The 20,415-nt window shown below is 70.6% G+C and carries 17 protein-coding genes; 12 read left to right on the top strand and 5 right to left on the bottom strand.

All coding sequences use genetic code 11. The features are described 5' to 3' along the window. Positions 1 to 181: 181 nt before the first annotated feature. From rplM to BKH28_RS02460, 4 genes are all read left to right on the top strand, one after another. A complete protein-coding gene (gene rplM / locus BKH28_RS02475) occupies positions 182 to 625 on the top strand; it encodes a 50S ribosomal protein L13 (protein WP_075390435.1) in 444 nt (147 codons plus the stop codon). Between the two features lie 43 nt (positions 626 to 668). Then, complete coding sequence (gene rpsI / locus BKH28_RS02470) at positions 669 to 1,163, top strand: 30S ribosomal protein S9 (RefSeq protein ID WP_003789348.1); 495 nt, start codon at positions 669 to 671, stop codon at positions 1,161 to 1,163. Between the two features lie 313 nt (positions 1,164 to 1,476). Then, a complete protein-coding gene (glmM, locus tag BKH28_RS02465) occupies positions 1,477 to 2,838 on the top strand; it encodes a phosphoglucosamine mutase (protein WP_075417346.1) in 1,362 nt (453 codons plus the stop codon). A 102-nt stretch (positions 2,839 to 2,940) separates the two neighbouring features. Further along, positions 2,941 to 6,138 (top strand): ATP-binding protein, encoded by a 3,198-nt coding sequence (locus BKH28_RS02460; protein WP_075417345.1) that lies wholly within the window; start codon positions 2,941 to 2,943, stop codon positions 6,136 to 6,138. Between the two features lie 16 nt (positions 6,139 to 6,154). Here BKH28_RS02460 and BKH28_RS02455 read toward each other — a convergent pair whose 3' ends face one another. The 4 genes from BKH28_RS02455 to coaA all read right to left on the bottom strand — a co-directional run bounded on the left by BKH28_RS02455 (position 6,155) and on the right by coaA (position 9,966). Further along, complete coding sequence (locus BKH28_RS02455; protein WP_075417344.1) at positions 6,155 to 6,988, bottom strand: ABC transporter permease; 834 nt, start codon at positions 6,986 to 6,988, stop codon at positions 6,155 to 6,157. Further along, entirely contained in the window at positions 6,985 to 8,052 is a 1,068-nt protein-coding gene (locus BKH28_RS02450; protein WP_075417343.1) for an ATP-binding cassette domain-containing protein, read from the bottom strand. Before BKH28_RS02450 ends, BKH28_RS02455 begins: the two co-directional genes overlap by 4 nt. Before the next feature lie 58 nt (positions 8,053 to 8,110). Next, positions 8,111 to 8,479 (bottom strand): hypothetical protein, encoded by a 369-nt coding sequence (locus BKH28_RS02445; RefSeq protein ID WP_256695438.1) that lies wholly within the window; start codon positions 8,477 to 8,479, stop codon positions 8,111 to 8,113. Positions 8,480 to 8,982: 503 nt separating this feature from the next. Then, positions 8,983 to 9,966, bottom strand: a complete 984-nt coding sequence (coaA, locus tag BKH28_RS02440; protein WP_075417342.1) for a type I pantothenate kinase — start codon at positions 9,964 to 9,966, stop codon at positions 8,983 to 8,985. Between the two features lie 172 nt (positions 9,967 to 10,138). Here coaA and glmS point away from each other — a divergent pair, with 172 nt between their 5' ends. Beyond that, positions 10,139 to 12,043 carry a glutamine--fructose-6-phosphate transaminase (isomerizing) gene (gene glmS / locus BKH28_RS02435; RefSeq protein WP_075417341.1) on the top strand — a complete coding sequence of 635 codons (1,905 nt, stop codon included), beginning with the start codon at positions 10,139 to 10,141 and terminating at the stop codon, positions 12,041 to 12,043. 69 nt (positions 12,044 to 12,112) lie between these two features. Here the strand turns inward: glmS and BKH28_RS02430 are convergent, their stop codons facing one another. Beyond that, positions 12,113 to 12,592 (bottom strand): holo-ACP synthase, encoded by a 480-nt coding sequence (locus BKH28_RS02430; RefSeq protein ID WP_075417340.1) that lies wholly within the window; start codon positions 12,590 to 12,592, stop codon positions 12,113 to 12,115. Between the two features lie 198 nt (positions 12,593 to 12,790). Between BKH28_RS02430 and BKH28_RS02425 the strand changes: the two genes are divergently transcribed. The 7 genes from BKH28_RS02425 (at position 12,791) to BKH28_RS02395 (ending at position 20,407) form a co-directional block, all read left to right on the top strand. Next, a complete protein-coding gene (locus BKH28_RS02425; protein WP_075417339.1) occupies positions 12,791 to 14,692 on the top strand; it encodes a bifunctional ADP-dependent NAD(P)H-hydrate dehydratase/NAD(P)H-hydrate epimerase in 1,902 nt (633 codons plus the stop codon). 123 nt (positions 14,693 to 14,815) lie between these two features. Beyond that, positions 14,816 to 16,126, top strand: a complete 1,311-nt coding sequence (gene alr / locus BKH28_RS02420) for an alanine racemase (RefSeq protein ID WP_075417338.1) — start codon at positions 14,816 to 14,818, stop codon at positions 16,124 to 16,126. 82 nt (positions 16,127 to 16,208) lie between these two features. Next, on the top strand, positions 16,209 to 16,847 hold the full coding sequence (gene tsaE, locus BKH28_RS02415) for a tRNA (adenosine(37)-N6)-threonylcarbamoyltransferase complex ATPase subunit type 1 TsaE (protein ID WP_075417337.1): 639 nt from the start codon (positions 16,209 to 16,211) through the stop codon (positions 16,845 to 16,847). Continuing rightward, positions 16,844 to 17,893 (top strand): hypothetical protein, encoded by a 1,050-nt coding sequence (locus BKH28_RS02410; protein ID WP_075417336.1) that lies wholly within the window; start codon positions 16,844 to 16,846, stop codon positions 17,891 to 17,893. Before tsaE ends, BKH28_RS02410 begins: the two co-directional genes overlap by 4 nt. 9 nt (positions 17,894 to 17,902) lie before the next feature. Next, on the top strand, positions 17,903 to 18,649 hold the full coding sequence (tsaB, locus tag BKH28_RS02405; RefSeq protein ID WP_075417335.1) for a tRNA (adenosine(37)-N6)-threonylcarbamoyltransferase complex dimerization subunit type 1 TsaB: 747 nt from the start codon (positions 17,903 to 17,905) through the stop codon (positions 18,647 to 18,649). A 29-nt stretch (positions 18,650 to 18,678) separates the two neighbouring features. Beyond that, positions 18,679 to 19,266, top strand: coding sequence for a GNAT family N-acetyltransferase (locus BKH28_RS02400; protein ID WP_075417334.1), 588 nt, complete (start codon positions 18,679 to 18,681; stop codon positions 19,264 to 19,266). A gap of 388 nt (positions 19,267 to 19,654) precedes the next feature. Further along, complete coding sequence (locus BKH28_RS02395) at positions 19,655 to 20,407, top strand: succinate dehydrogenase cytochrome b subunit (RefSeq protein WP_178388817.1); 753 nt, start codon at positions 19,655 to 19,657, stop codon at positions 20,405 to 20,407. Positions 20,408 to 20,415: the final 8 nt, after the last annotated feature.

The raw sequence follows: 20,415 nt of genomic DNA, 5'->3' as shown, positions 1-20,415 counted from the left end.
GCCGCCCGGTACTGTTGGCAATCGTCGTGCAGCACGCGTGTGCGTGTCCGCGGTGCCGTCCCACTCGCCCCGGATCGCCTGTGCTCCGACCACTCACCTGACCATGGTGGTCTCGCCGAACCGCGAACGCTTCACCGCGCTTCGGCGTGCCCACTCGCCAAGAGAAACGAAGGCAACGCCCGTGCGCACGTATACACCGAAGCCCGGCGACGTCGAGAAGAACTGGTACGTCATTGACGCCACCGACGTCATCCTGGGTCGACTCGCGGCCCAGGCCGCCACCCTGCTCCGTGGGAAGCACAAGCCCCAGTTCGCTCCCAATGAGGACTGCGGCGACTACGTCGTCATCATCAACGCCGACAAGGTGGCCCTCACCAACGGCAAGGCCGACAAGAAGTTCGCCTACCGGCACTCCGGCCACCCGGGTGGTCTGACCGCCGTCTCCTACCGAGAGCTGCTGGCCACCCGCCCCGAGCGCGCCGTCGAGAAGGCCATCAAGGGCATGGTTCCCCACACCAAGCTCGGTCGCGCCCAGCTCAAGAAGCTCAAGGTCTACGCGGGTGCCGAGCACCCGCACGCCTCCCAGAGCCCGAAGACGTTCGAGATCACCCAGGTCGCCCAGTAAGCGCTCCAGCGCTCGGCACCCCGCGACAAGCAAAGGACATATCGTGGCTGAGACCACTGTCGACATTGACGCGCTGGACGAGGAGAACGCCCCCTCCAGCTACACCACCGAGACCGAGGAGTCCGCTCCGGGTCGCGGCCAGTCCATCACCGCCCCCGGCTCCGGCCTGGGTCGCCGCAAGGAGGCCGTCGCCCGCGTGCGCCTCGTTCCCGGCACCGGCCAGTGGACGCTGAACGGCCGCTCCCTGGAGGACTACTTCCCCAACAAGCTGCACCAGCAGCTCGTGCGCGCCCCCTTCACCATCCTGGACCTCGAGGGCCGCTTCGACGTCGTCGCCCGCATCAACGGCGGTGGCGTTTCCGGCCAGGCCGGCGCCCTGCGCCTGGGCATCGCCCGCGCGCTCAACGAGATCGACCGTGAGGCCAACCGCGCCACCCTGAAGAAGGCCGGTTTCCTCACTCGCGACTCGCGCATCGTGGAGCGCAAGAAGGCCGGTCTGCACAAGGCCCGCCGCGCCCCCCAGTACTCCAAGCGCTGATTGGGAGAGGCTCCGGCCCAACCGGCCGGACCTCCCTCCGCTCGCTGACGACGGCGGCCGTCCCCTTCCGGGGCGGCCGCCGTCGTCATGTGTCAGGGGCGGCGGAGACTCACTCAGGCCGCACCGGCCGTGTCGATACGCAGCCGATACGCCGACGATATGCTGCGGTGAGGGGCACGATCTCAGGCGGAATCCGCAGTGCCGGGGCCACCGCAGGACATCAGACCTTTTGCGTTGGCCGAAGGTTGGGCCCCGATGCCCGGCGCCCCGTGGCAGGATGGTGCTGTTTCGTCACCCTTTCAGGAGGATTTCCATGGCTCGTCTCTTCGGAACCGACGGCGTACGCGGCCTGGCCAACGACCTGCTCACGCCCACCCTGGCCGTGCAGCTCGGTGAGGCCGCGGCCCGCGTCCTGACCAAGGACACTTCCGCCGCACGGAGTTCACGCAGCGGCCGGCCCCGCGCCATCGTGGGCCGTGACACCCGCGCCTCCGGAGAGTTCCTCGACCACGCCATCAGCGCGGGCCTGGCCTCCTCCGGCATCGACGTCACCCGTGTGGGCGTCCTGCCCACCCCGGCGATCGCCCACCTGACGGCCACCCAGGACATCGAGCTGGGCGTCATGATCTCCGCCTCCCACAATCCCTTCCCGGACAACGGCATCAAGTTCATCGCCCGCGGCGGCTACAAGCTCGCCGACGCCGTCGAGGACGAGATCGAGTCCCTCCTGGGCAAGGTCAACGACCGCCCCACCGGCGCCGACGTCGGCCGCGTCATCAAGGGGGAGACCGTCGCGGATCAGAACTACATCAACCACCTCGTCGACTCCGTCGCCACTGACCTGTCCGGCCTGCGCATCGTCGTCGACGCCTCCAACGGCGCCGCCTCCGTCGTCGGCCCGGCCGCGCTGCGGGCCGCCGGCGCCGAGGTCATCGTCATCAACGCCTCCCCGGACGGCCTCAACATCAACGACAACTGCGGCTCCACCCACCCCGAGCAGCTGCAGAACTACGTCACGGCGGTCGGGGCGGACATGGGTGTGGCCTACGACGGCGACGCCGACCGCTGCCTGGCCGTGGACGCCGACGGCAAGCTCGTCGACGGTGACCAGATCATGGGCATGCTCGCCATCGGCATGAAGGCCGACGGCACTCTCGGCTCCGACACGCTCGTCGTGACCGTCATGAGCAACCTCGGCCTCATCCTGGCCATGCGCGAGCACGGCATCCGCACCGTCCAGACCGGCGTGGGCGACCGCTACGTGCTCGAGCGGATGCTCCAGGGCGGTTACACCCTGGGCGGCGAGCAGTCCGGGCACGTCATCGACACCGTCCACGCCACCACCGGTGACGGCGTGCTCACCTCCCTGCACGTGGCCGCGCGCGTCAAGCGCACCGGCAAGACACTGGCCGAGCTCGCCAGCGTCGTCACCCGCCTGCCCCAGACCCTCATCAACGTCAAGAACGTCGACAAGGGCGCCGCCAGCACCAACAAGGCCGTGCAGGACGCCGTGGCCTCCGCGGAGAAGGAGCTGGGCGAGACCGGCCGGGTCCTGCTGCGCCCCTCGGGCACCGAGCCGCTCGTGCGTGTCATGGTCGAGGCCGCCACCCAGGAGGAGGCCGACCGCGTCGCCCGCTCCCTGGCCGACACCGTCAAGAACAACCTCAGCCTGTGAGCTGACGACGGGTTCCTCCCCGGGGCCGGTCGCGGACGCCGCCACCAGTACGGTGGCGGGCGTCGCGACCGGCCCCGGCCTGTGGAACACCGCCTCACGGCGATGGGGGAGAATAGGCCCGTGACCTCCCCGTACCGCCTGGCTCTCCTGACGGAGCCGCCGACCTGGCAAGGCCGGCCCCTGAGCGGGAGGAGTCTTGACCTGCTCACCGTGCTCGCCGGCAGCCAGGACGCCAGGGTGAGCGACGGCGCCCTCATTGAGGCCCTGTGGCCCGACGACGCCCCGGCCCGCCCCCTGCGGGCGCTGCACGTCGTCGTCTCCCGGGTGCGCGCCGTCGTGGGGGAGGGGGTCGTCGAGCGCAGCGGCGACGGGTACAGGCTGGTGCTGCCGAAGACGGATGTCGACGTCCGAGACCTGTCGGACAGGGCGGAGCGGGCCCGAGCCTGCGCCGTCGCAGGCCAGTGGGAGCAGGTCCTCGACCTCAGCGACTCCCTGCCGCGGGTGCCGGTTCCCGACGAGGCCGATGACGGTGTTGGAGCAGGGGCCGGCTCTCTGACCCTTCTGCGGGAGCGGGCTGCCCGGCTCACCGAGGAGCTCCGCCGCGATCGGGGGCTTGCCCTGGAGGCCACCGGTGAGCACGAGCGGGCCGCGGACCTGCTGCGTGAGGCCGCCCGGCGAGACACCGGCGACGAGACCGTCCTGGCCGCCCTCATGCGCGCCGAGTCCTGGGTGCGTTCGCCCGCTGCGGCCCTGGAGCTCTACGAGCAGTACCGTCGTCGGCTGCGTCAGCGGGGAGCCGTGCCCGGACCGGCCATGCGCGCCGCCCACGAGGCCGTCCTGGCCGCTGAGAGCCCCGTGCGCCACGGCCTGGAGCCCGAGCCCGAGCACTTCCTGGGGCGCGAGGCGGATGTGACCGGTGTTCTCAAGGCCTTGAGCACCCGCCATCTGGTGACGCTCACCGGCCCCGGCGGGGTTGGCAAGACGACCCTGGCCCAGGTGGTGGCGGCCCGCAGCCGCCGCCCCGCCGTCTACGTCGTCGCTCTGGCCGAGGTATCACCCGGAGCCGATCTGGCCAGGGTCCTGCTCGACGCCGTCGCAGTCCCCGGAGCGGTCGACGGCGACCCGCGCCGCGATCTGGCCGCCGCCCTCTCCCAACCCGGAACCATCCTGGTTCTGGATAACTGCGAGCACCTGGCCGACGAGACGGCCGACCTCATCGGGCCGCTCCTGGGCGCCTGCCCCGACCTGCGCGTCCTGGCGACCTCGCGACGCCCCCTCGACCTGGCCGCGGAGCACGTCCACCGTCTGGAACCCCTCGATACCGCATCGTCGGCCGAGCTGTTCCGCGCCCGCGCTCTGGCCGCTCGCCCCGGCCAGGTCATCGACGATGACGACTTAGGCGAGCTCCTGAGCCGGTTGGAGGGCATCCCCCTGGCCATCGAGCTGGCCGCCGCGCGCACCCGCAGCCTGTCGGTCGGCCAGATCGCCGAGCGACTGCCCGGCAGGCCCGATCTGCTCACCGCCACGCGTGACGCCCCGACCCGTCAGCGCACTCTGAGAGCGGTCATCGAGTGGTCCTGGAACCTGCTCGACGCCTCCGAGCGCCGTGCCCTGGCCCGGCTGGCCCTGCTCCCCGACGGCTTCACCCTCCTGCCCGCGGAGGCGCTCATCGGCGCGCAGGCCGCCGACCTCCTCGACGCCCTGGTCTCCCACTCCCTGCTCGTGGTGCGCGACCACGGCCTGCCCCGCTTCCACATGCTCGTCACCGTCCGCGACTTCGCCCTGGAGCAGCTGGCCGCCTCCGGAGACGAGGCCGAGGCCCGCGCGGCCCTGCGCCGCTGGGCGGTGGACCTGTGCTCCCAGATCCGCTTCCCCATCGATGCCGGCGACTTCGGCGACGCCCGTCACCCCGAGGCGCGCCACCACGACCGCCTCTTCCAGCAGGTCTCCCACGATGAAGCCGTCATCCTTCAACAGCTCGACCGGCTCCTGGCACAGGCCGATGACCACGGCTCGGAGCTCCTGCCGACGGGCCTGCGTGACGCGATCTGTCTCATCGGCGCCGCGCTCATGCGCCTGTGGAGCGTCACCTGGAGCTATGAGCGCATCGCTGACTACGGTGCGCGGCTCATCGGTCACGCCGTGCAACCGGCCCAGGACTCGCGTGGAAACGAGGCGGGTCTGAGCGTCCTGGCCCTGTGCGTCACCCTCTTCGGGCTCCTGAGCCACGTGCCCGAACAGGTCCGCTCCCTGCTGCCGGCCTCCTTCGACGGCGAGGGACCGTTCAGCCGGGTCAGGCGCTTCCTGCGTGCGAGCGACGAGCAGTGGCCCGAGCTGACCGGCGACGCCGACCCCTGGGTCGCCTGGGCGGCGACCCGCTGCCTGGCCGCCCAACAGGAGGACGACGGCGATCCCCAGGCCGCACTGAGAACCATCGAGACCCTCCTGGGGAGGCTCCACGGTCACGACCTGGCCGGTATTCACCTGCTCGAGCTGCACCTCCACCGGCTGCAAGTCCTCATGTCCCTGGGACGCTACAGCCAGGTCGTTGACGCCTGCTCGCGCGCCCGGGTGCTCCTGGACCGGGTTCTGCCCAGCTGGGGCGAGTTCTTCCGTACGACACTGCACTTGGAGGGGGCCTACTGCGCCGTCTACCTCGATCCGCGTCCCGAGACGGCGGACAGGCTGTTGGAGAGCCTGGAGCCCGTCGACCTGCCGGGAACCATGCGCTTCATCGCCCGTTCCGTGCGCGGCGAGCTGGAGCTCACCCGCGGCAACGCGCGCACTGCCGCCCTCATCCAGCGCGTGAGCCTGCGCTATGCCGGGAACTGGCGCTCCATCCTGGGATCCGGCTCCCAGTGGGAGCTCTACATCCTGAGCATGTGCCTGATCACCGACGTCGAGCTCAGCCCCGACGACGCCGTCGAGCTCGACGCCGATGCCGTCCGGGTCCGAGCCACCTCGCTGCTGCGTGACATCCTGTCCGACCCCGCCCCACGGCAGCGTGACATTCCCACGATCATGGCCTTCGTCGCGGCCGTCGGCCTGTCCGTCGTGGCTGCCGAGGACGCGGACCCCGACCGGCGGGCAGTGGGTGCCGAGCTGGTCGCCACCGCCCTGGCCGTGGGCACCAACCAGACCTGCCGTCTGCTCTCCCACGACTACCTGCACAGCCGTACCGAGCGGTTCGACGCGCGGGCGCTGGCGCAGGCCGAGGAGAGGATCCGGCCCCTGGACCGCGGCGCGCTCGTGGCTCACGCCGCCGACCTCGCCGGCCGTCTGGCAGGCGAGGTCGGCTGAGTCCCTGAGGTGCGGCTCAGGCGTTGCGCCGCTGGTAGCGCACGACCGTCAGAGGGGCCATGACGGCCAGGATCAGCAGCGAGCCGATGATCGCGGCCCGCACGTCCCCGGCCGAGCCCGCTGTTCCGTCCAGCAGGTACCGGCCGCCGTCGACGATGTGCGAGACCGGGTTGTGGCGCACGAAGGCCTTGAGCCAACTCGGCAGCGTCGAGGTGGGCACCATGGCGTTGGACAGGAAGGTCAGCGGGAACAGGACGATCACCGTGAAGGAGGTGACCGCTTGGGCCGAGGAGAACACCGTCCCCAGGAAGAGGAAGATCCAGGCGATGGCCCAGGCGCAGCCCGCCGCCAGGGCGATGGCGCCAATCGTTCCCGACCAGCCGTTGGCAGGCCGGTAGCCCAGGATGTAGCCGGTGAGTACGGTCAGTGAGGTGCAGATGAGGTAGCGCAGCACGTCGGAGACCATGGGCCCCAGGACCGGCGCGATACGGGACATCGGCATGGTGCGGAAGCGGTCGAAGACGCCCTTGTCCATGTCCTCGCGCAGGTCCACGCCCACGCTCTGGCTCGTGGTCAGGGCGTTCATGATGATGAGCCCCGGGACGATCGTGGGCAGGTAGGCCTTGACGTCGCCGGCGATGGCGCCGCCGAAGAGCTCTCCGAACAGGACAGTGAACATGACCGGCTGGATGAGGATGTCGTAGAACTCCCCGGGGTTGCGCATCATGGTGATGAGTGAGCGCCATGCCATGGTCAGGGTGTCCGGGACGAGCCGGGCCTCGCTGAAACGCCGGACGCCGGGGGAGAGCGCGGTACTGGTCGGTGCGGTCGCGGTGGTGGGGACGGTCATGACTGCTCCTGAGAGTCTGCGGGACGGGCGGACGGGGAGGCGGGCGAGGACGCCGACGGCGCGGCGGCATCGGGCGAGGCATCGTCGTGCTTCGTGGGTTGCCCGGTCAGGGCCATGAAGACCGAGTCCATGCTGGGGCGGTCCACCGAGACGGTTCTGGGCGACAATCCGGCGTCGCGTAGGGCCACGAGCACCTCGGTGGCCACCGAGGCCTCGCTCAGCGGCGCCTGCAGGTGGGTGCCCTGGTCGACGGTCGCCGGGGCGTGACCGGTCACCCGCTCGATGATGGCGGCGGTGGCCGCCTGGTCCTCGGGGGTCGCCGGCGTCAGCACCAGAGAGCTGCTGCCCACCCGGTCCTTGAGCTCATCGGGGGTGCCCTCGGCGATGAGCCGTCCGGCATCGATGATGCCGACCCGGTGAGCCAGACGGTCGGCCTCCTCCAGGTACTGAGTGGTCAGCAGGATCGTCGAGCCGCCCTCCACCAGGGAACGGATGACGTCCCACATCTGCTCACGCGTGCGCGGGTCCAGGCCGGTGGTGGGCTCGTCGAGGAAGATGAGCGGGGGCCGGGAGATGAGCGAGACCGCCAGGTCCAGTCGCCGCCGCATCCCACCGGAATAGCCGCTGACCCGCTTGCCGCCGGCCTCAGTGAGGCTGAAGGCGGCCAGCAGCTCCTCGGCCCGCTCCCGCGCCCGACGCCGGCCAAGGCCCAGAAGACGCCCGAAGAGGCGCAGGTTCTCCGAGCCGGTGAGCGTCTCATCGACGCTGGCGTACTGTCCCGTCACCCCGATGAGGCTGCGTACCGCGTGGCGCTCGCGGACGACGTCGTGCCCCAGGACCATCGCCCGGCCCCGGGTGGGGGCCAACAGGGTGGTGATCATGCGCAGCGCCGTCGACTTGCCGGCTCCGTTGGGGCCGAGCAGGCCGTAGACGATGCCGGTGGGGATCTCCAGGTCGAGGCCGTCAACGGCGGTGAAGGAGCCGAAGGTCCGTGTCAGGCCATCGGTCCGGATGGCTGGTGCCTCGCTCGGTGAGGGCGATTCGGTTGCTGTTCGTGTTGTCATGCCGGCAAGACTGATCCCCGGCGGTTTCACAGCGGCTTCACCGCGACGCTGCCCGGTTTCACGTCGTTTCTTTCCGTTCGTGGCCCATGCCAGGTAGGTGTTGATCGTGGCGAGCGGCCTTGCTGCGGGCCTCCTCGTAGCTCTTGTAGAAGATGGGCGCAGAGATCCCGTTGGTCCGGCCCTGCTCGTAGACGGTCCGGCACACGAACAGCAGGTCAGCGGTGTTGCCGTGCAGCGTCATGATCCGTCGGGTGAGGAGATTCCTGGCGAACATCCGTTTCATGAGGGGCGCGGACACGGCGGTCGGCAGCCGGTAGGCGAGCAGTTCGCCGCGGTAGCGCCTCAGATCAACGCCGCGCGAGGCCACGATCCTCGATGTCTCCCGGATCGCCCTGACCACCTGGGCGAGCATCCTGGAAGATCTCATGAGCTGCTCGGCGGCGCGCGGATCGAGGCGACCTAGTAGGCCCGCCGCACCGGACTCTTCGGGGGAATCGGTCTGTTGGTGTCCAAATCGGTGACAAAGGGACCTCCAGTCCCTAGGCGGCATGAACGAGAACCTTGGAATCGTGCGGTTTTGCTTCGTCTATGTGAGAACGATCCAGGCCTTTGTCACCGATTTGGACATCCTTGGTTCCTCTTCGGACTCCTGGCGGCACTCGCTTGACGCTGGCGTGGGTACGCCCCTCCTCGGGAGTGGTGTACTCCACGAGGGTGGGGATCTACTGGCCAGGGGTTGTGCGCACTGTACGAAGGTCCTACCTACCTGGAGTACACCCAACCCTCCCGCAGTAGCACCGGACCCTCGTGCAGTGCACGCCCAAGGCTGGCAAGGCGGCTACGGGCGACCGCGTCCGCTATGTCCGGTGAACCGGCTGATGACTTCACCCCAGGCAGCTCACCCCACTGGAGTCTCAGCGCGAGGAGGAATCAGGACTTGCGCAGCAGGACCCGGCTCATGCGGTGCTCGGCGTCCTTGGTCAGGACCAGGGTGGCCCGCCCCCGGGTGGGGGCGATGTTCTCGCGCAGGTTGACCAGGTTGACGCTCTCCCAGATCTCGTTTGCTCCAGCTAGGGCCACGTCGTCGGGGATCTCGGCGAAGCGCCGGAAGTAGGAGCCCGGCTGGGTAAAGGCCGTGTGCTTGAGGGTGAGGAACCGGTCCAGGTACCAGCGGCGGATGTCGTCGGGGTCGGCGTCGACGTAGATCGAGAAGTCGATGAAGTCGCTCACCGCGAGGGCCGAGGCCCCCGGCCGAGACCCCCGCGGGGCGGGCTGGAGCACGTTGAGCCCCTCCAGCACGAGGATGTCGGGACGCTCCACCGTCACGTGCCGGTCCGGGACGATGTCGTAGACCGTGTGCGAGTAGACGGGCGCCCGGACGCGTTCGCTGCCGGACTTCACCGCCGCCACGAACTCCAGCAGCGCGCGACGGTCGTAGGACTCGGGGAATCCTTTGCGGGCCATGAGTCCGCGCTCCTCAAGGACCCGGTTGGGCAGGAGGAAGCCGTCGGTGGTCACCAGGTCCACCCGGGGCGTGTCCGGGAAGCGGGCGAGCAGGTGGGCGATGAGGCGCGCCGTCGTCGACTTGCCCACGGCGACCGACCCGGCCACCGCGACGACGAAAGGCGTGGGCGGCTCGCTCACCCCCAGGAAGGCGCCGGTGCGGTGCGCCCGCTCGCGCGAGGTGGCGATGTAGTCCTCCAGCAGAGCGGTCAGGGGCCGGTAGACGGCGTCGACCTCGGCCAGGTCGATGGGGTCGCCCAGTCCCCGCAGCTTCTCGACATCGGCCTGGGTCAGCGGCAGCGGCGCCGAGGACGCCAGGGCGGACCACTGGTCCCGGTCCAGCTCGATGTAGGGCGAGGCGCCCGGAATACCCAGGTCACTCGGGTCGCTCAGCTCGGATGTCACCGACACAGTGTCGCAAATGAAGACGCCCGGCGGACAATCCCCGAGGAACGAATGGGGCCCGTCGGGGTGTCGGTGGGGCGCCGACGGGGAACGGGATCACGCAGAGATCACGCCGAGATCACACCGACGTGTGCCTGCGCTCGTTGTCAACGCCGCGCCGGCATGATTCGATCAGAGTATGTGTGGAATCGTCGGCCACGTCGGCCCTTTGACTGAAACTGGTTCTTCCCGTTCCCTCACTGTTCTCATGGACGGCCTCGGTCGCTTGGAGTACCGCGGCTATGACTCCGCGGGCGTCGCCCTGGTGGGCCCCTCGGGACTGGACGTCGTCAAGGAGGCCGGTAAGCTCTCCGGCCTGCGCGAGCTGCTGGAGGCGACCCCGCCGGCCCCTGCCACCGCAGGTATCGGTCACACCCGTTGGGCCACTCACGGCGGCCCGACGACGGTCAACGCCCACCCGCACCGCGCCGGCCACCTCGCCGTGGTCCACAACGGCATCATCGAGAACTTCCGCCCGCTGCGCGAGGAGGTCGAGGCCGCCGGGCGCGAGCTCCTCTCCGACACCGACACCGAGGTCGTCGCCCACGTCCTGGACATCGACTTCACCGAGCGCCTGCGCCAGGACCCGGCCGCCGCCTCCGACTCGGCCAAGGTCGCCGAGATCCTGGTCGCCTCGATGCGGGCCGTCACTGCTCGCCTCGAAGGAACCTTCGCACTCCTGGCCGTCACCGACCTGGCCCCCGCGGCCATCGTCGCGGCCCGCCGCTCCAGCCCGCTGGTCATCGGGCTGGGCGAGGGCGAGAACTTCCTGGGCAGCGACGTCGCGGCTTTCGTCGCCTTCACCAAGAAGGCCGCCGAGGTCGACGACGACCAGGTCCTTCTCCTGACCGCCGATGCCGTCCACGTCTGGGACAAGGACGGTCACGACGTCGAGCCCAAGACCTGGGAGGTCACCTGGGACGCCTCGGCCGCCGTCAAGGGCGGCTACGACACCTTCATGGACAAGGAGATCCACGAGCAGCCCACCGCCGTGGCCGACACCCTGCGCGGCCGCGTTGACGAGCGCGGTGAGCTCCAGCTCGACGAGATGCGTATCGACCCCGCCGTCCTGCGCAGCGTCGACAAGATCATTGTCATCGCCTGCGGCACCGCCGCCTACGCCGGGCACGTCGCCAAGTACGCCATCGAGCACTGGTGCCGCATCCCCGTGGAGGTCGAACTCGCCCACGAGTTCCGCTACCGCGACCCGGTTGTCAGCGAGAAGACCCTCACCGTCGCCATCTCCCAGTCCGGCGAGACCATGGACACCATCCAGGCCGTGCGCCACGCCCGCGAGCAGGGCAGCAAGGTCCTGGCCATCGTCAACACCTACGGCTCGACGATTGCCCGCGAGGCCGACGCCGTCCTCTACACCCACGCCGGCCCCGAGGTGGCCGTGGCCTCCACCAAGGCCTTCCTCGCCCAGATCACCGCCTGCTACCTGCTGGGCCTCTACCTGGCCCAGCTGCGCGGCAACAAGTGGCCCGACGAGGTCGCCGAGTACCTGGACAACCTGGAGGCCATGCCCGAGCGGATCCAGCACGTCCTGGACAGCCAGGAGGCGCGGGTGCGTGAGCTGGGTACCGAGCTGGCGGACAAGTCCTCCTTCCTGTTCCTGGGCCGCCACGTCGGCTTCCCGGTGGCGCTGGAGGGCGCGCTCAAGCTCAAGGAGCTCGCCTACGTCCACGCCGAGGGCTTCGCCGCCGGCGAGCTCAAGCACGGCCCGATCGCGCTCATCGAGGAGGGGCTGCCGGTCTTCGTCATCGTGCCCACCCCGCGCCGACCCGTCCTGCATGACAAGGTCATCTCCAACATCCAGGAGATCCGGGCCCGTGGTGCGCGCACCATCGTCATCGCCGAGGAGGGGGACGCCGACGTCGAGCCCTTCGCCGACCACATCATCAGGGTGCCCGCCACTCCCACGATCCTGTGGCCGCTGCTCACCGTGGTCCCGCTGCAGGTCTTCGCCGCTGCCCTGGCCGGGGCCAAGGGCCTGGACATCGACCAGCCGCGCAACCTGGCCAAGTCCGTCACCGTCGAGTAGGACCGACGGCGACACGTCGACTCGCCCCTCAACGGCGCCGAGCCCGGATTCCGGGCTCGGCGCCGTCGTCTACAGGGCGGGGCGCAGAGACTTGATCTGCCGCTTCGTGCGGGCCTCCGAGCGTTGGGAGGACAGGGTCAGGTCGTCGTCGTTGTCGACGTGGTCGGCCTGGGCAACGACGAAGGCCTGGGCCATGCCGCCGTCGTGGGCCAAGGAGAGGTGCCAGTGGCCGATGCCGGCCTGGCGCGCGGCCATCGCGGCCGCCCCGGTCAGGCGCAGGCGTGGCGGGGTACCGGGCGTGGAGGTCACCTCGATGTCCTTGTACTCCCACCCCTGGGGTGCGTTCAGCCCGAGCTCGGCGTAGGCCGACCCCAGGGCCTTGAGAACCGCCTCCTTGGCGGCCAGGCGTGCCCCGAGAGAGGCGGCGCGCCCCTGGCAGACGGCCAGCTCGGCGGGGGTGAAGAGGCGTTCGCGCAGGCCGGGTACCCGGTCCATGTAGCCTTCGAGGCGGGGGATGTCGACCAGGTCAGTCCCTACAGCGCGGATCACTTGGCCATTGTGCCGGGTGAGCGGGAGCCGTGAGGGGTGAACGCGCCACCCAATTCTGGAACGGACAACTTCTTGCCGAGTGCCCGAAGGCGGCCGAAACGGACCGGAGGCCACCCTGCGAGTCCCGTTTGGTGAAACGTCCTGTCTCAAAGTTGTGCTGGAGGGGCGAGGAATGGTGAGTGGAGGACAATGGGATGGATGAGTGACCTCAACGACCTCCCGCGTTCCGACGACGTCACCGACCCCACCACCTGTGCTTGGCCCGCCCGGGAGATAGCGGCCGCGGAGGCCCCTGTCACCGCGGGCACCGACCGCTACATGAGAGCCGCCGCCCACGCGGTGGCCCGGGCGGCGCTGCGCGAGCTGCGCCAAGGCCCCAAAGCTCCGGGCTCCGCGGCGGCCCCCGCCAGGCCGGCCCCCAACCCGTTGTCCGTGACGAGCCCCATGGGGGCGGTCGCGACCCCCGTCTCACCGCAGTCCCCGGCGACGCCGATGGCAGGAGCGGGCGATGGGACGGGAGCGCACGCGGGCCCCGGATGGATCTCAGGGGCGCCGGTACTCCTCTTGGTCGGCGGCGGCCACAACGGGGCCGACACCCTCCTGGCGGGAGGTCTGCTCTCACACAGCGGCTGCGCGGTCAGTGCCGTGCTCGTCACCGAGCACCCGCATCCCGTCGCCCTGGAGGAGGCCCGCAGCCATGGCGTCACCGTCTACGGAGCCGGCTACCGCAACGCCGACGGAACCGACCAGGACTCCGTTGAGGCCATGGCCGCCGTCGAGGCATTCCTCGTCCACGGCGGGCTCGTCCTGGATGGGCTCACCGGCATCGGCGCCACCGGACCACTGCGACCCGACGCCGCCGCCCTCATCGCCCCGCTCATCGCCGCCGGAGAACCGGGGCGCCGTCCGCTGCGCGTCATCGCCGTCGATCTGCCCAGCGGAACCGGCGTCGACGACGGCACGGTGAGCGGTCCGGTCCTGGCCGCCGACCGCACCGTCACCTTCACCTGCCTCAAGGGATGCCAGTGCCTCCCCCCGGCCCGGCACCTGTGCGGCGTCGTCGAGGTCGTTCCCCTCGGGCTGCCCGCGCCCACCAGCCGGCCCCTCGCCCGCCGCCCCGTCGACGGCGCGCTGGGCGACTACCTGACGCGAGCCGTTCCCGAGCCGGGCCCCGACGACCACAAGTACACCCGTGGCGTGGTCGGCGTGTGGGCCGGCAGCGAGTCCTATCCCGGAGCCGCCGTTCTGACTGCCAGTGGCGCGGTGCGAGCCGGTGCCGGCATGGTGCGCCTGGCCGCCCCCAGGCGCGTGGAGGACCTCGTCCTGGCGGCCAGACCCGAGGTCGTCCCCACCGCCGGACGCGCTCAGGCGCTCGTCCTGGGGCCGGGCATCGACCCCGCCGACACCACCAGGGCCGATGAGGTGCGGGCCGTCCTGCGCTCCACCCTGGCCCCCTCCGACGGAGGCCGTCAGAGCCCCACCGTCGTCGACGCCGGCGCCCTGAGCGTCCTGGCCGAGCTCCTCACCGAGGAGCTGAGCTGCACACCGCTGCACGTGCTGACCCCGCACGCCGGAGAGGCCGCCGCGCTGCTGACCGCGCTGGAGGGCAAGAAGACGCCGGCGGGGACCGCCCACGGATGGAGCCGTGACCGCGTCGAGGCCCACCCGGGGCTCGCCGCCCGCGAGATCTGTCGCCTCACCGGCGCCACCGTCCTGCTCAAGGGAGCCACCACGCTCATCGCCGCACCGCAGCGCCCCGTGGTCAGTGCGGACGGCGGACCCGGCTGGATGGCGACCGCAGGAAGCGGGGACGTGCTCGCAGGGGTCCTCGGAGCGGTCCTGGCCGGCGCTGCGGCCCACTGGGAGCAGGGGACGGCGCTCGCCGCCTCGGGCCCGGACCCGGTACTGGACTCCCTGGTCGAGTCGGTGGCCGCCGGTGTCAGGCTGCACGCGCTCGCGGGGGCCTACGCCGCTGCGATCCCGCAGGGCGGCGGGAGCACGGGGGCCGGTGGGCACCCGGTCGCCGCACTCGACATCGCCGCGGCCCTCGGCCCGGCCCGCCTCGAGCTCAACTGGCTTCAGGCAGTGCCCCACCACTGAGACGTGTCAGCCACGTGGTGCCCGTCAGGCCTTTCAACCGGAGGCGTGCCTCAGGAAACAGGGGCGGTCCCAGCCGCCCAGTGCGACAATCGCGCCGTGACCACCTCCATGGACTCAGCCGCAATGACCCCGTCCGCCGCTCCGCGATCCGCGGTCGCCCACTCCGCTCCGCCGGCGGCCACCTCGCGGGCCGTCATCGATCTGGAGGCCGTGGCCCACAACGGGCGGCGCCTGGCACAGGTGGCGGGCGTGCCGTGGATGGCCGTGGTCAAGGCCGATGCCTACGGTCACGGGCTGGGGCCGATCGCCGTGACGGCCCTGTCAGCGGGGGCCTCCTGGCTGGGGGTGGCCCAGCTCGCCGAGGCCCTGACCCTGCGCTCCCTTCTGGATGAGGCCGGCGTGAGCCGCCCGACGGGGGAGCCCTCCGCCCAGGCCCCCCGGGTCCTCACCTGGCTCCTGCCCGTCATGGATCCTTCCCGGGCGGCCGCCGAGGACTCGCCCCTGCGCGCCGCCCTGGCGGCCGACCTGGACCTGTCGGTCTCCACCCTGCCCCAGCTCGAGGCCCTGTCGGCGGCGGCCCGGGCGCAGGGGAGGGCGGCGCGTCTCCACCTCAAGGTCGACACCGGCATGTCCCGCGGCGGCGCCGCCCCTGAGGAGCTGCCCGCCCTGGCCGCCGCGCTGAGGCGGGCCGTGGATGAGGGGACGGTCGACGTCGTCGGCCTGTGGTCCCACCTGTCGCGAGCCGACGAGCCCGCCAGCGGATCCACTGAGGAGCACCTGGAGCGATACCAGCAGGCCGAGGAGGTCGTCCGAGCCTCCGGCCTCAACCCGGCCATCCGCCACCTCGCCGCCACCGGAGGGCTCCTGTGGCACCCGCAGGTCCGCATGGACCTGGTGCGCGCCGGGATCGGCCTGTACGGACTGAGCCCCGACCCCTCCGTGGCCACCAGCGCCGAGCTCGGGCTGCGGCCCGCCATGCGTCTGGAGTCCCCTCTGGTGCAGGTCAAGCGCATCGAGGCCGGGCAGGCCGTCTCCTACGGGGGAACCTGGAGCGCCCCCACCGACCGCTGGGTGGGGCTCGTGCCCCTGGGGTACTCCGACGGGATCCCCCGCGCCGCCAGTTCCGCCGGGCCCGTGGGGGTCGGCAGCATCATGACCTCCATCGTGGGGCGGGTGTGCATGGATCAGGCGGTCGTCGACCTCGGCCCGGCCGTGGACGAGACCGGCGCGTCGCTGCCGGCACCGGCCCAGGTCGGAGATATCGCCGTGCTCTGGGGCGCTCCTGAGGTTGCAGACCGGGAGGCCGTCCCCACCGCGGACGAGTGGGCGCAGGTCTGCGGCACCATCAACTACGAGATCGTGACCCGGTTGGGTGCTCGTGTCCCGCGCTGCTACGTCGGGAGCCGCGGCACGGGCGACTACTCTCGACCCTAGACAACAGCAGACGTCGGATATCGCCGGTCCCGCTGGGCCGACCGGTTCCACCAACGGATCCATGCACGGATGAGGAGGGCATATGAGCGCAGCGCCGCACACACCTGAGACGGCCCCCGGGATCACCGTTGCCACCGGCAACGCCGATGAGACCCGGGCACTCGGGGCTCGGCTGGGCCGCCTGCTGCGCGCCGGCGACCTCGTCATGCTCTCCGGTGGGCTGGGGGCCGGTAAGACCACGCTCGCTCAGGGCATCGGCTCGGCCCTGGAGGTGCGTGGCCGGGTCTCCTCGCCCACCTTCATCATCGCCCGTGTGCACCCCTCCTTGTCCGACGGCCCTGACCTCATCCACGTCGACGCCTATCGGATCACCTCCCTGGAGGAGATCGACGCCCTCGACCTGGACTCCTCCCTGGACCGTGCGGTCACCCTGGTCGAGTGGGGTGAGGAGAAGGTAGAGGCCCTGAGCCCCAACCGTCTGGAGATCCAGGTGCTCCGCCCCCACGGAGCCGTCCATGCCGAGCCCCCGCAGGGCGACGATGTCCCCGCCGGTGCCGAGTACGCTGCCGGCTCGGTGACGGGGGAGCCTGTCGTGGACCTCGGCGAGGTCGACGACGGCAACCGGACCATCATCGTGAGCGCCGTCGGTCCGCGCTGGGCCGACGTCGATCTGAGCCCACTGGCCGCAGACGCCTCATCCCAGCCTGGAGTACCGCTGTGAACACTCCCACCACCGTGGCTCCGGTCCGCAACGCCATCCCCATCCGGCCGTCCCGACGCTCCCAGGGCCCCAGAGGCCTCATCCTTCCCGCGCTGGCGGCGACGCTTCTGAGCGTCTGCCTCCTGACCCTGGGGGAGGCCCGGGCCGTTGCCGATACCAGTCCCCACCTCTCGCCGATCACGTCCGCCGGCGGCCTCACGGGTGTCTCAACCGACGCCGAGTCACGTGACGAGGCCAAGGCACTCATGGAGAGCGAGTGCGTCGCGCAGGTGCGTCAGAGCACCGGCGAGCAGGGCGAGATCACGGTGGGTGAGCCGCGGAGCGTCTACACCTGGGCATCCGGATTCCTCAACGGCTCCCAGCCCTCCGCGCAACCCGTCGACACCGGCGACTGGGCCGCGACCGTCTCCGCCGGCGGCAAGCCAGTCGGTCTTCTCGAAGTGGTCCATGACAAGGGGCACGCCACCTGCACCCCAGTGTTCGACGACGACCTGGCCACCGACGTCGACCAGATGGGTGAGGCCCACCTCGTCCACGACCGCAACGCCAACGCCTGGTACTCGCTGCGCGGCACCACGGTGACGGCGATGGGGGAGGCCGCCACCCGGCGCCTGGCCGGCCCCATCGAGCTCCGTGCCTATGGAGAGATCCTGCGTGAACGCGCCGGTTCCAAGCCCAAGACCTCCGCCGGTCAGAGCGAGGAGCGCTCCACCACGGGCGGCTGGGCGATCTGGGGGCCGGTCCTGGCGGTCGTCGTCGTCGGGCTCGTCACCGTCATCATCACGGTCCGTCACGAGCGCAAGGTGACCGCCCCCCTGCGTCAGGCCCGCAACCGCGCCGACATGGCCGAGCGCGCCGACCGGCGCTGCCGGGACGAGTCCGACACTCAGGGCGCCGCAGTGCGGCGGGGCATCCCCCGCGCTGCCATCGACCTGTCCCTTCTCGGGGACGAGGGCGAGGGCGATGCCGATGCGACCGCCGGCGAGACCCTGGGGGACACGATCCCCGAGAGCCGCATCAACTCACCGCGAGACCCGAGGGCATAGGCTGGTCCGGTGCGAATCCTCTCCATCGACTCCTCCCTGGGGACACAGCTCGCGGTCGTCGACGCCGCTCCCACGGCCGCCGGCGCACGCGCCCTGCAGGTACTGAGCCAGGACGAACAGGCCGATACCCGCCGTCACGCCGAGTCCCTGGGACAGATGCTCTCTCAGGCCCTGTCGGCCCCCGAGGTGGCCGAGCGCCCGCTGGACGCCGTGGTCGCCGCCACCGGTCCAGCCCCCTTCACCGGGCTGCGGGCCGGACTGGTGACGGCCGGGGTCATCGGACGCACCCGGGGCGTCCCCGTTCACGGAGTCTCCAGTCTCGACGCCGTCGCCCGCCTCGCCCTCGACGGACTCGGAGCCCCCGAGGGGTGGAAGGAACCTGTCGTCCTGGTCGCCACCGATGCCCGTAGACGCGAGGTCTATGCGGCACTCTTCCGCGCCAACGGGCCCGACGACGTCACCCGCCTGACCGAGATCAGCGTCTGCCCCCCGGCTCAGGTCGCCGAGCAGACACTGGGGCAGGGCGGCGGAGTCGACACCATCGACGTCGTGGCCGGTTCCGGCGCCGCCCTCTACCCCGAGCTGGCGGAGGCGGCCTCCTGCCACGAGGCCCTGGCCCCCGTCTCCGGTGACGCCCTGACCCAGGTGCGCATCGCCCTGGCCCGCCTCGAGCGCGGCGAGGAGCTGAGCACGCAGCCGCTCTACCTGCGCCACGCCGACGTGCAGATGCCCGCCGCGCGCAAGCGCGTGCGCTGACCCCGGGGCTGACCACGAAGGCGACTGAGATGCCTGAGGTAAAGGCAAGGGGCCGGGCCCCCGGATTGCGGGAGATGGCAGCGGGGGACCTGGAGACCATCGCCCGCCTCGAGAGCGAGCTGTTCGGGGCCGAGGCCTGGAGCCGCGACCTGCTGGCAGCCGAGCTGAAGGCCTCCCGCGGGCCTCGGGCGGACCGCCGCTACGTCGTCGTCGAGTCTGATGATGCCGATGACGCCGCGGATCATGACGCCGGAGGCGGACTGAATGGGTCGCGGCTCCTGGGCTACGCCGGTCTCTACCACGCCGGCGGCCTGTCCAGCGCGGACCTGTTGACCATCGCCACCGTCCCGTCCGCGCGCGGACGGGGGATCGCCTCCCTCATGCTCAGCGAGCTCATCTCCACCGCCCGAGGGATGAGCTGCCTTGATGTCCTGCTGGAGGTGCGCCAGTCCAACGAGGCCGCCCAGCGGCTCTACGCCAGGCACGGGTTCGTCCCCATCGGCCGGCGCCGTCGCTACTACCAGGCTCCGCCTGAGGACGCCGTGGTCATGCGGTTGACACTGCGCCCGCGCCCGGGGCCGGTAGGGGCAGAGGTCGGTGAGTCGAGCCCGGTGTGAGCCTGAGGGGCAGCTTTTCCGGGTTCACGCCATGGTGCCCGACTGGCCGGATTGCGCCGGGATCGAAGAAGCAGATAGGTGCCGTATCGGCCGGAAATAAACACGGTCCATGGAGAGGGAGCGGCGAGTGTCGGCGACTTCACAGATTTGTCTGACGCCCCTGTGACGAAAAGGTGGCTTCGGGTGACAGTCTCAACATATTCCGCGGCGTTGAATGAGGAACCGAGATTCGGAGAGAATCCCATGATTCTGCGGATCGCAGCGCTAACTGTACTGGTAGGGGCCCAGATGGGACCTACGGGACCTCGTGCCCGGCTAGCCTTCTGCTGTGGCCAAAACATCTGCTCCTTCCCTGAAGAGGCGGACCGCCTTCTCCACGACCGTCTTCATGAAGCGCATGATGGCGATCTCGGGACTGGTGTTCCTGTTCTTCGTCCTCTTCCACGCCTACGGCAACCTGCACTACTTCGAGGGTGAGGTCGCCTACGATCACTACGCCGTGTTCCTGCGAGCACTGCTGGTGCCGATCCTGCCTTACGGCGGTGTCCTGTGGATCCTCCGCCTGGCTCTCATGGCCTGCCTCCTGGCTCACGCCGGCAGCGCCTTCCACCTGTGGGTGCGCAACAAGCGGGCCCGCGGTAATGACAAGTACGCCGTCAAGAAGCCCGGCGCCGAGTACTTCGCCTCCCGCTACGCCATGCGCACCATGCGCTGGGGCGGTGTCATCCTCCTGCTGTTCATCATCTGGCACATCCTGCAGTACACCACCCTGTCACTGACGCCGGGAGGGAAGTACGTGCACGGACGGGCCTACCTCAACATGTACTACGGCTTCCAGCTGTGGTGGGTGTGGCTCATCTACGCGGTCGCGCTGGCCGCCCTGTGCCTGCACGTGTGGCACGGCGTGTGGTCCGCCCTGCAGACGCTGGGTGCGGTGCGAGGAAACACCATCCCCTTCATCCGACTGATCGCCTTCGTGCTGGCCTTCGCGCTGTTCGCCGCCTTCATGGCTGTTCCGACGGCGATCCTCTTCGGCTATGTCGATGCCCCCATGGCCACTGGCGACTACTACCCGCAGTTCTGTGACGCGATCGGCTCCTCCGCCGAGCACTTCGCCGAGTGTGCTGCGGCGACCCACTGAGAGTGAAC

This window comes from Actinomyces oris (assembly GCF_001937665.1).
Lineage (GTDB): Bacteria > Actinomycetota > Actinomycetes > Actinomycetales > Actinomycetaceae > Actinomyces > Actinomyces stomatis.
This window is presented reverse-complemented; position numbering and strand designations above follow the sequence as displayed.

Bases quoted from the DNA above. Each gene is read 5' to 3' on its own strand.
- glmS (WP_075417341.1), top strand. From the start codon at position 10,139: ATGTGTGGAATCGTCGGCCACGTCGGCCCTTTGACTGAAACTGGTTCT.
- alr (WP_075417338.1), top strand. From the start codon at position 14,816: ATGACCCCGTCCGCCGCTCCGCGATCCGCGGTCGCCCACTCCGCTCCG.
- BKH28_RS02445 (WP_256695438.1), bottom strand. From the start codon at position 8,479: ATGAGATCTTCCAGGATGCTCGCCCAGGTGGTCAGGGCGATCCGGGAG.
- tsaE (WP_075417337.1), top strand. From the start codon at position 16,209: ATGAGCGCAGCGCCGCACACACCTGAGACGGCCCCCGGGATCACCGTT.
- BKH28_RS02460 (WP_075417345.1), top strand. From the start codon at position 2,941: ATGGGGGAGAATAGGCCCGTGACCTCCCCGTACCGCCTGGCTCTCCTG.
- BKH28_RS02425 (WP_075417339.1), top strand. From the start codon at position 12,791: ATGAGTGACCTCAACGACCTCCCGCGTTCCGACGACGTCACCGACCCC.
- BKH28_RS02455 (WP_075417344.1), bottom strand. From the start codon at position 6,988: ATGACCGTCCCCACCACCGCGACCGCACCGACCAGTACCGCGCTCTCC.
- BKH28_RS02395 (WP_178388817.1), top strand. From the start codon at position 19,655: ATGAAGCGCATGATGGCGATCTCGGGACTGGTGTTCCTGTTCTTCGTC.
- glmM (WP_075417346.1), top strand. From the start codon at position 1,477: ATGGCTCGTCTCTTCGGAACCGACGGCGTACGCGGCCTGGCCAACGAC.
- BKH28_RS02400 (WP_075417334.1), top strand. From the start codon at position 18,679: ATGCCTGAGGTAAAGGCAAGGGGCCGGGCCCCCGGATTGCGGGAGATG.
- BKH28_RS02450 (WP_075417343.1), bottom strand. From the start codon at position 8,052: ATGACAACACGAACAGCAACCGAATCGCCCTCACCGAGCGAGGCACCA.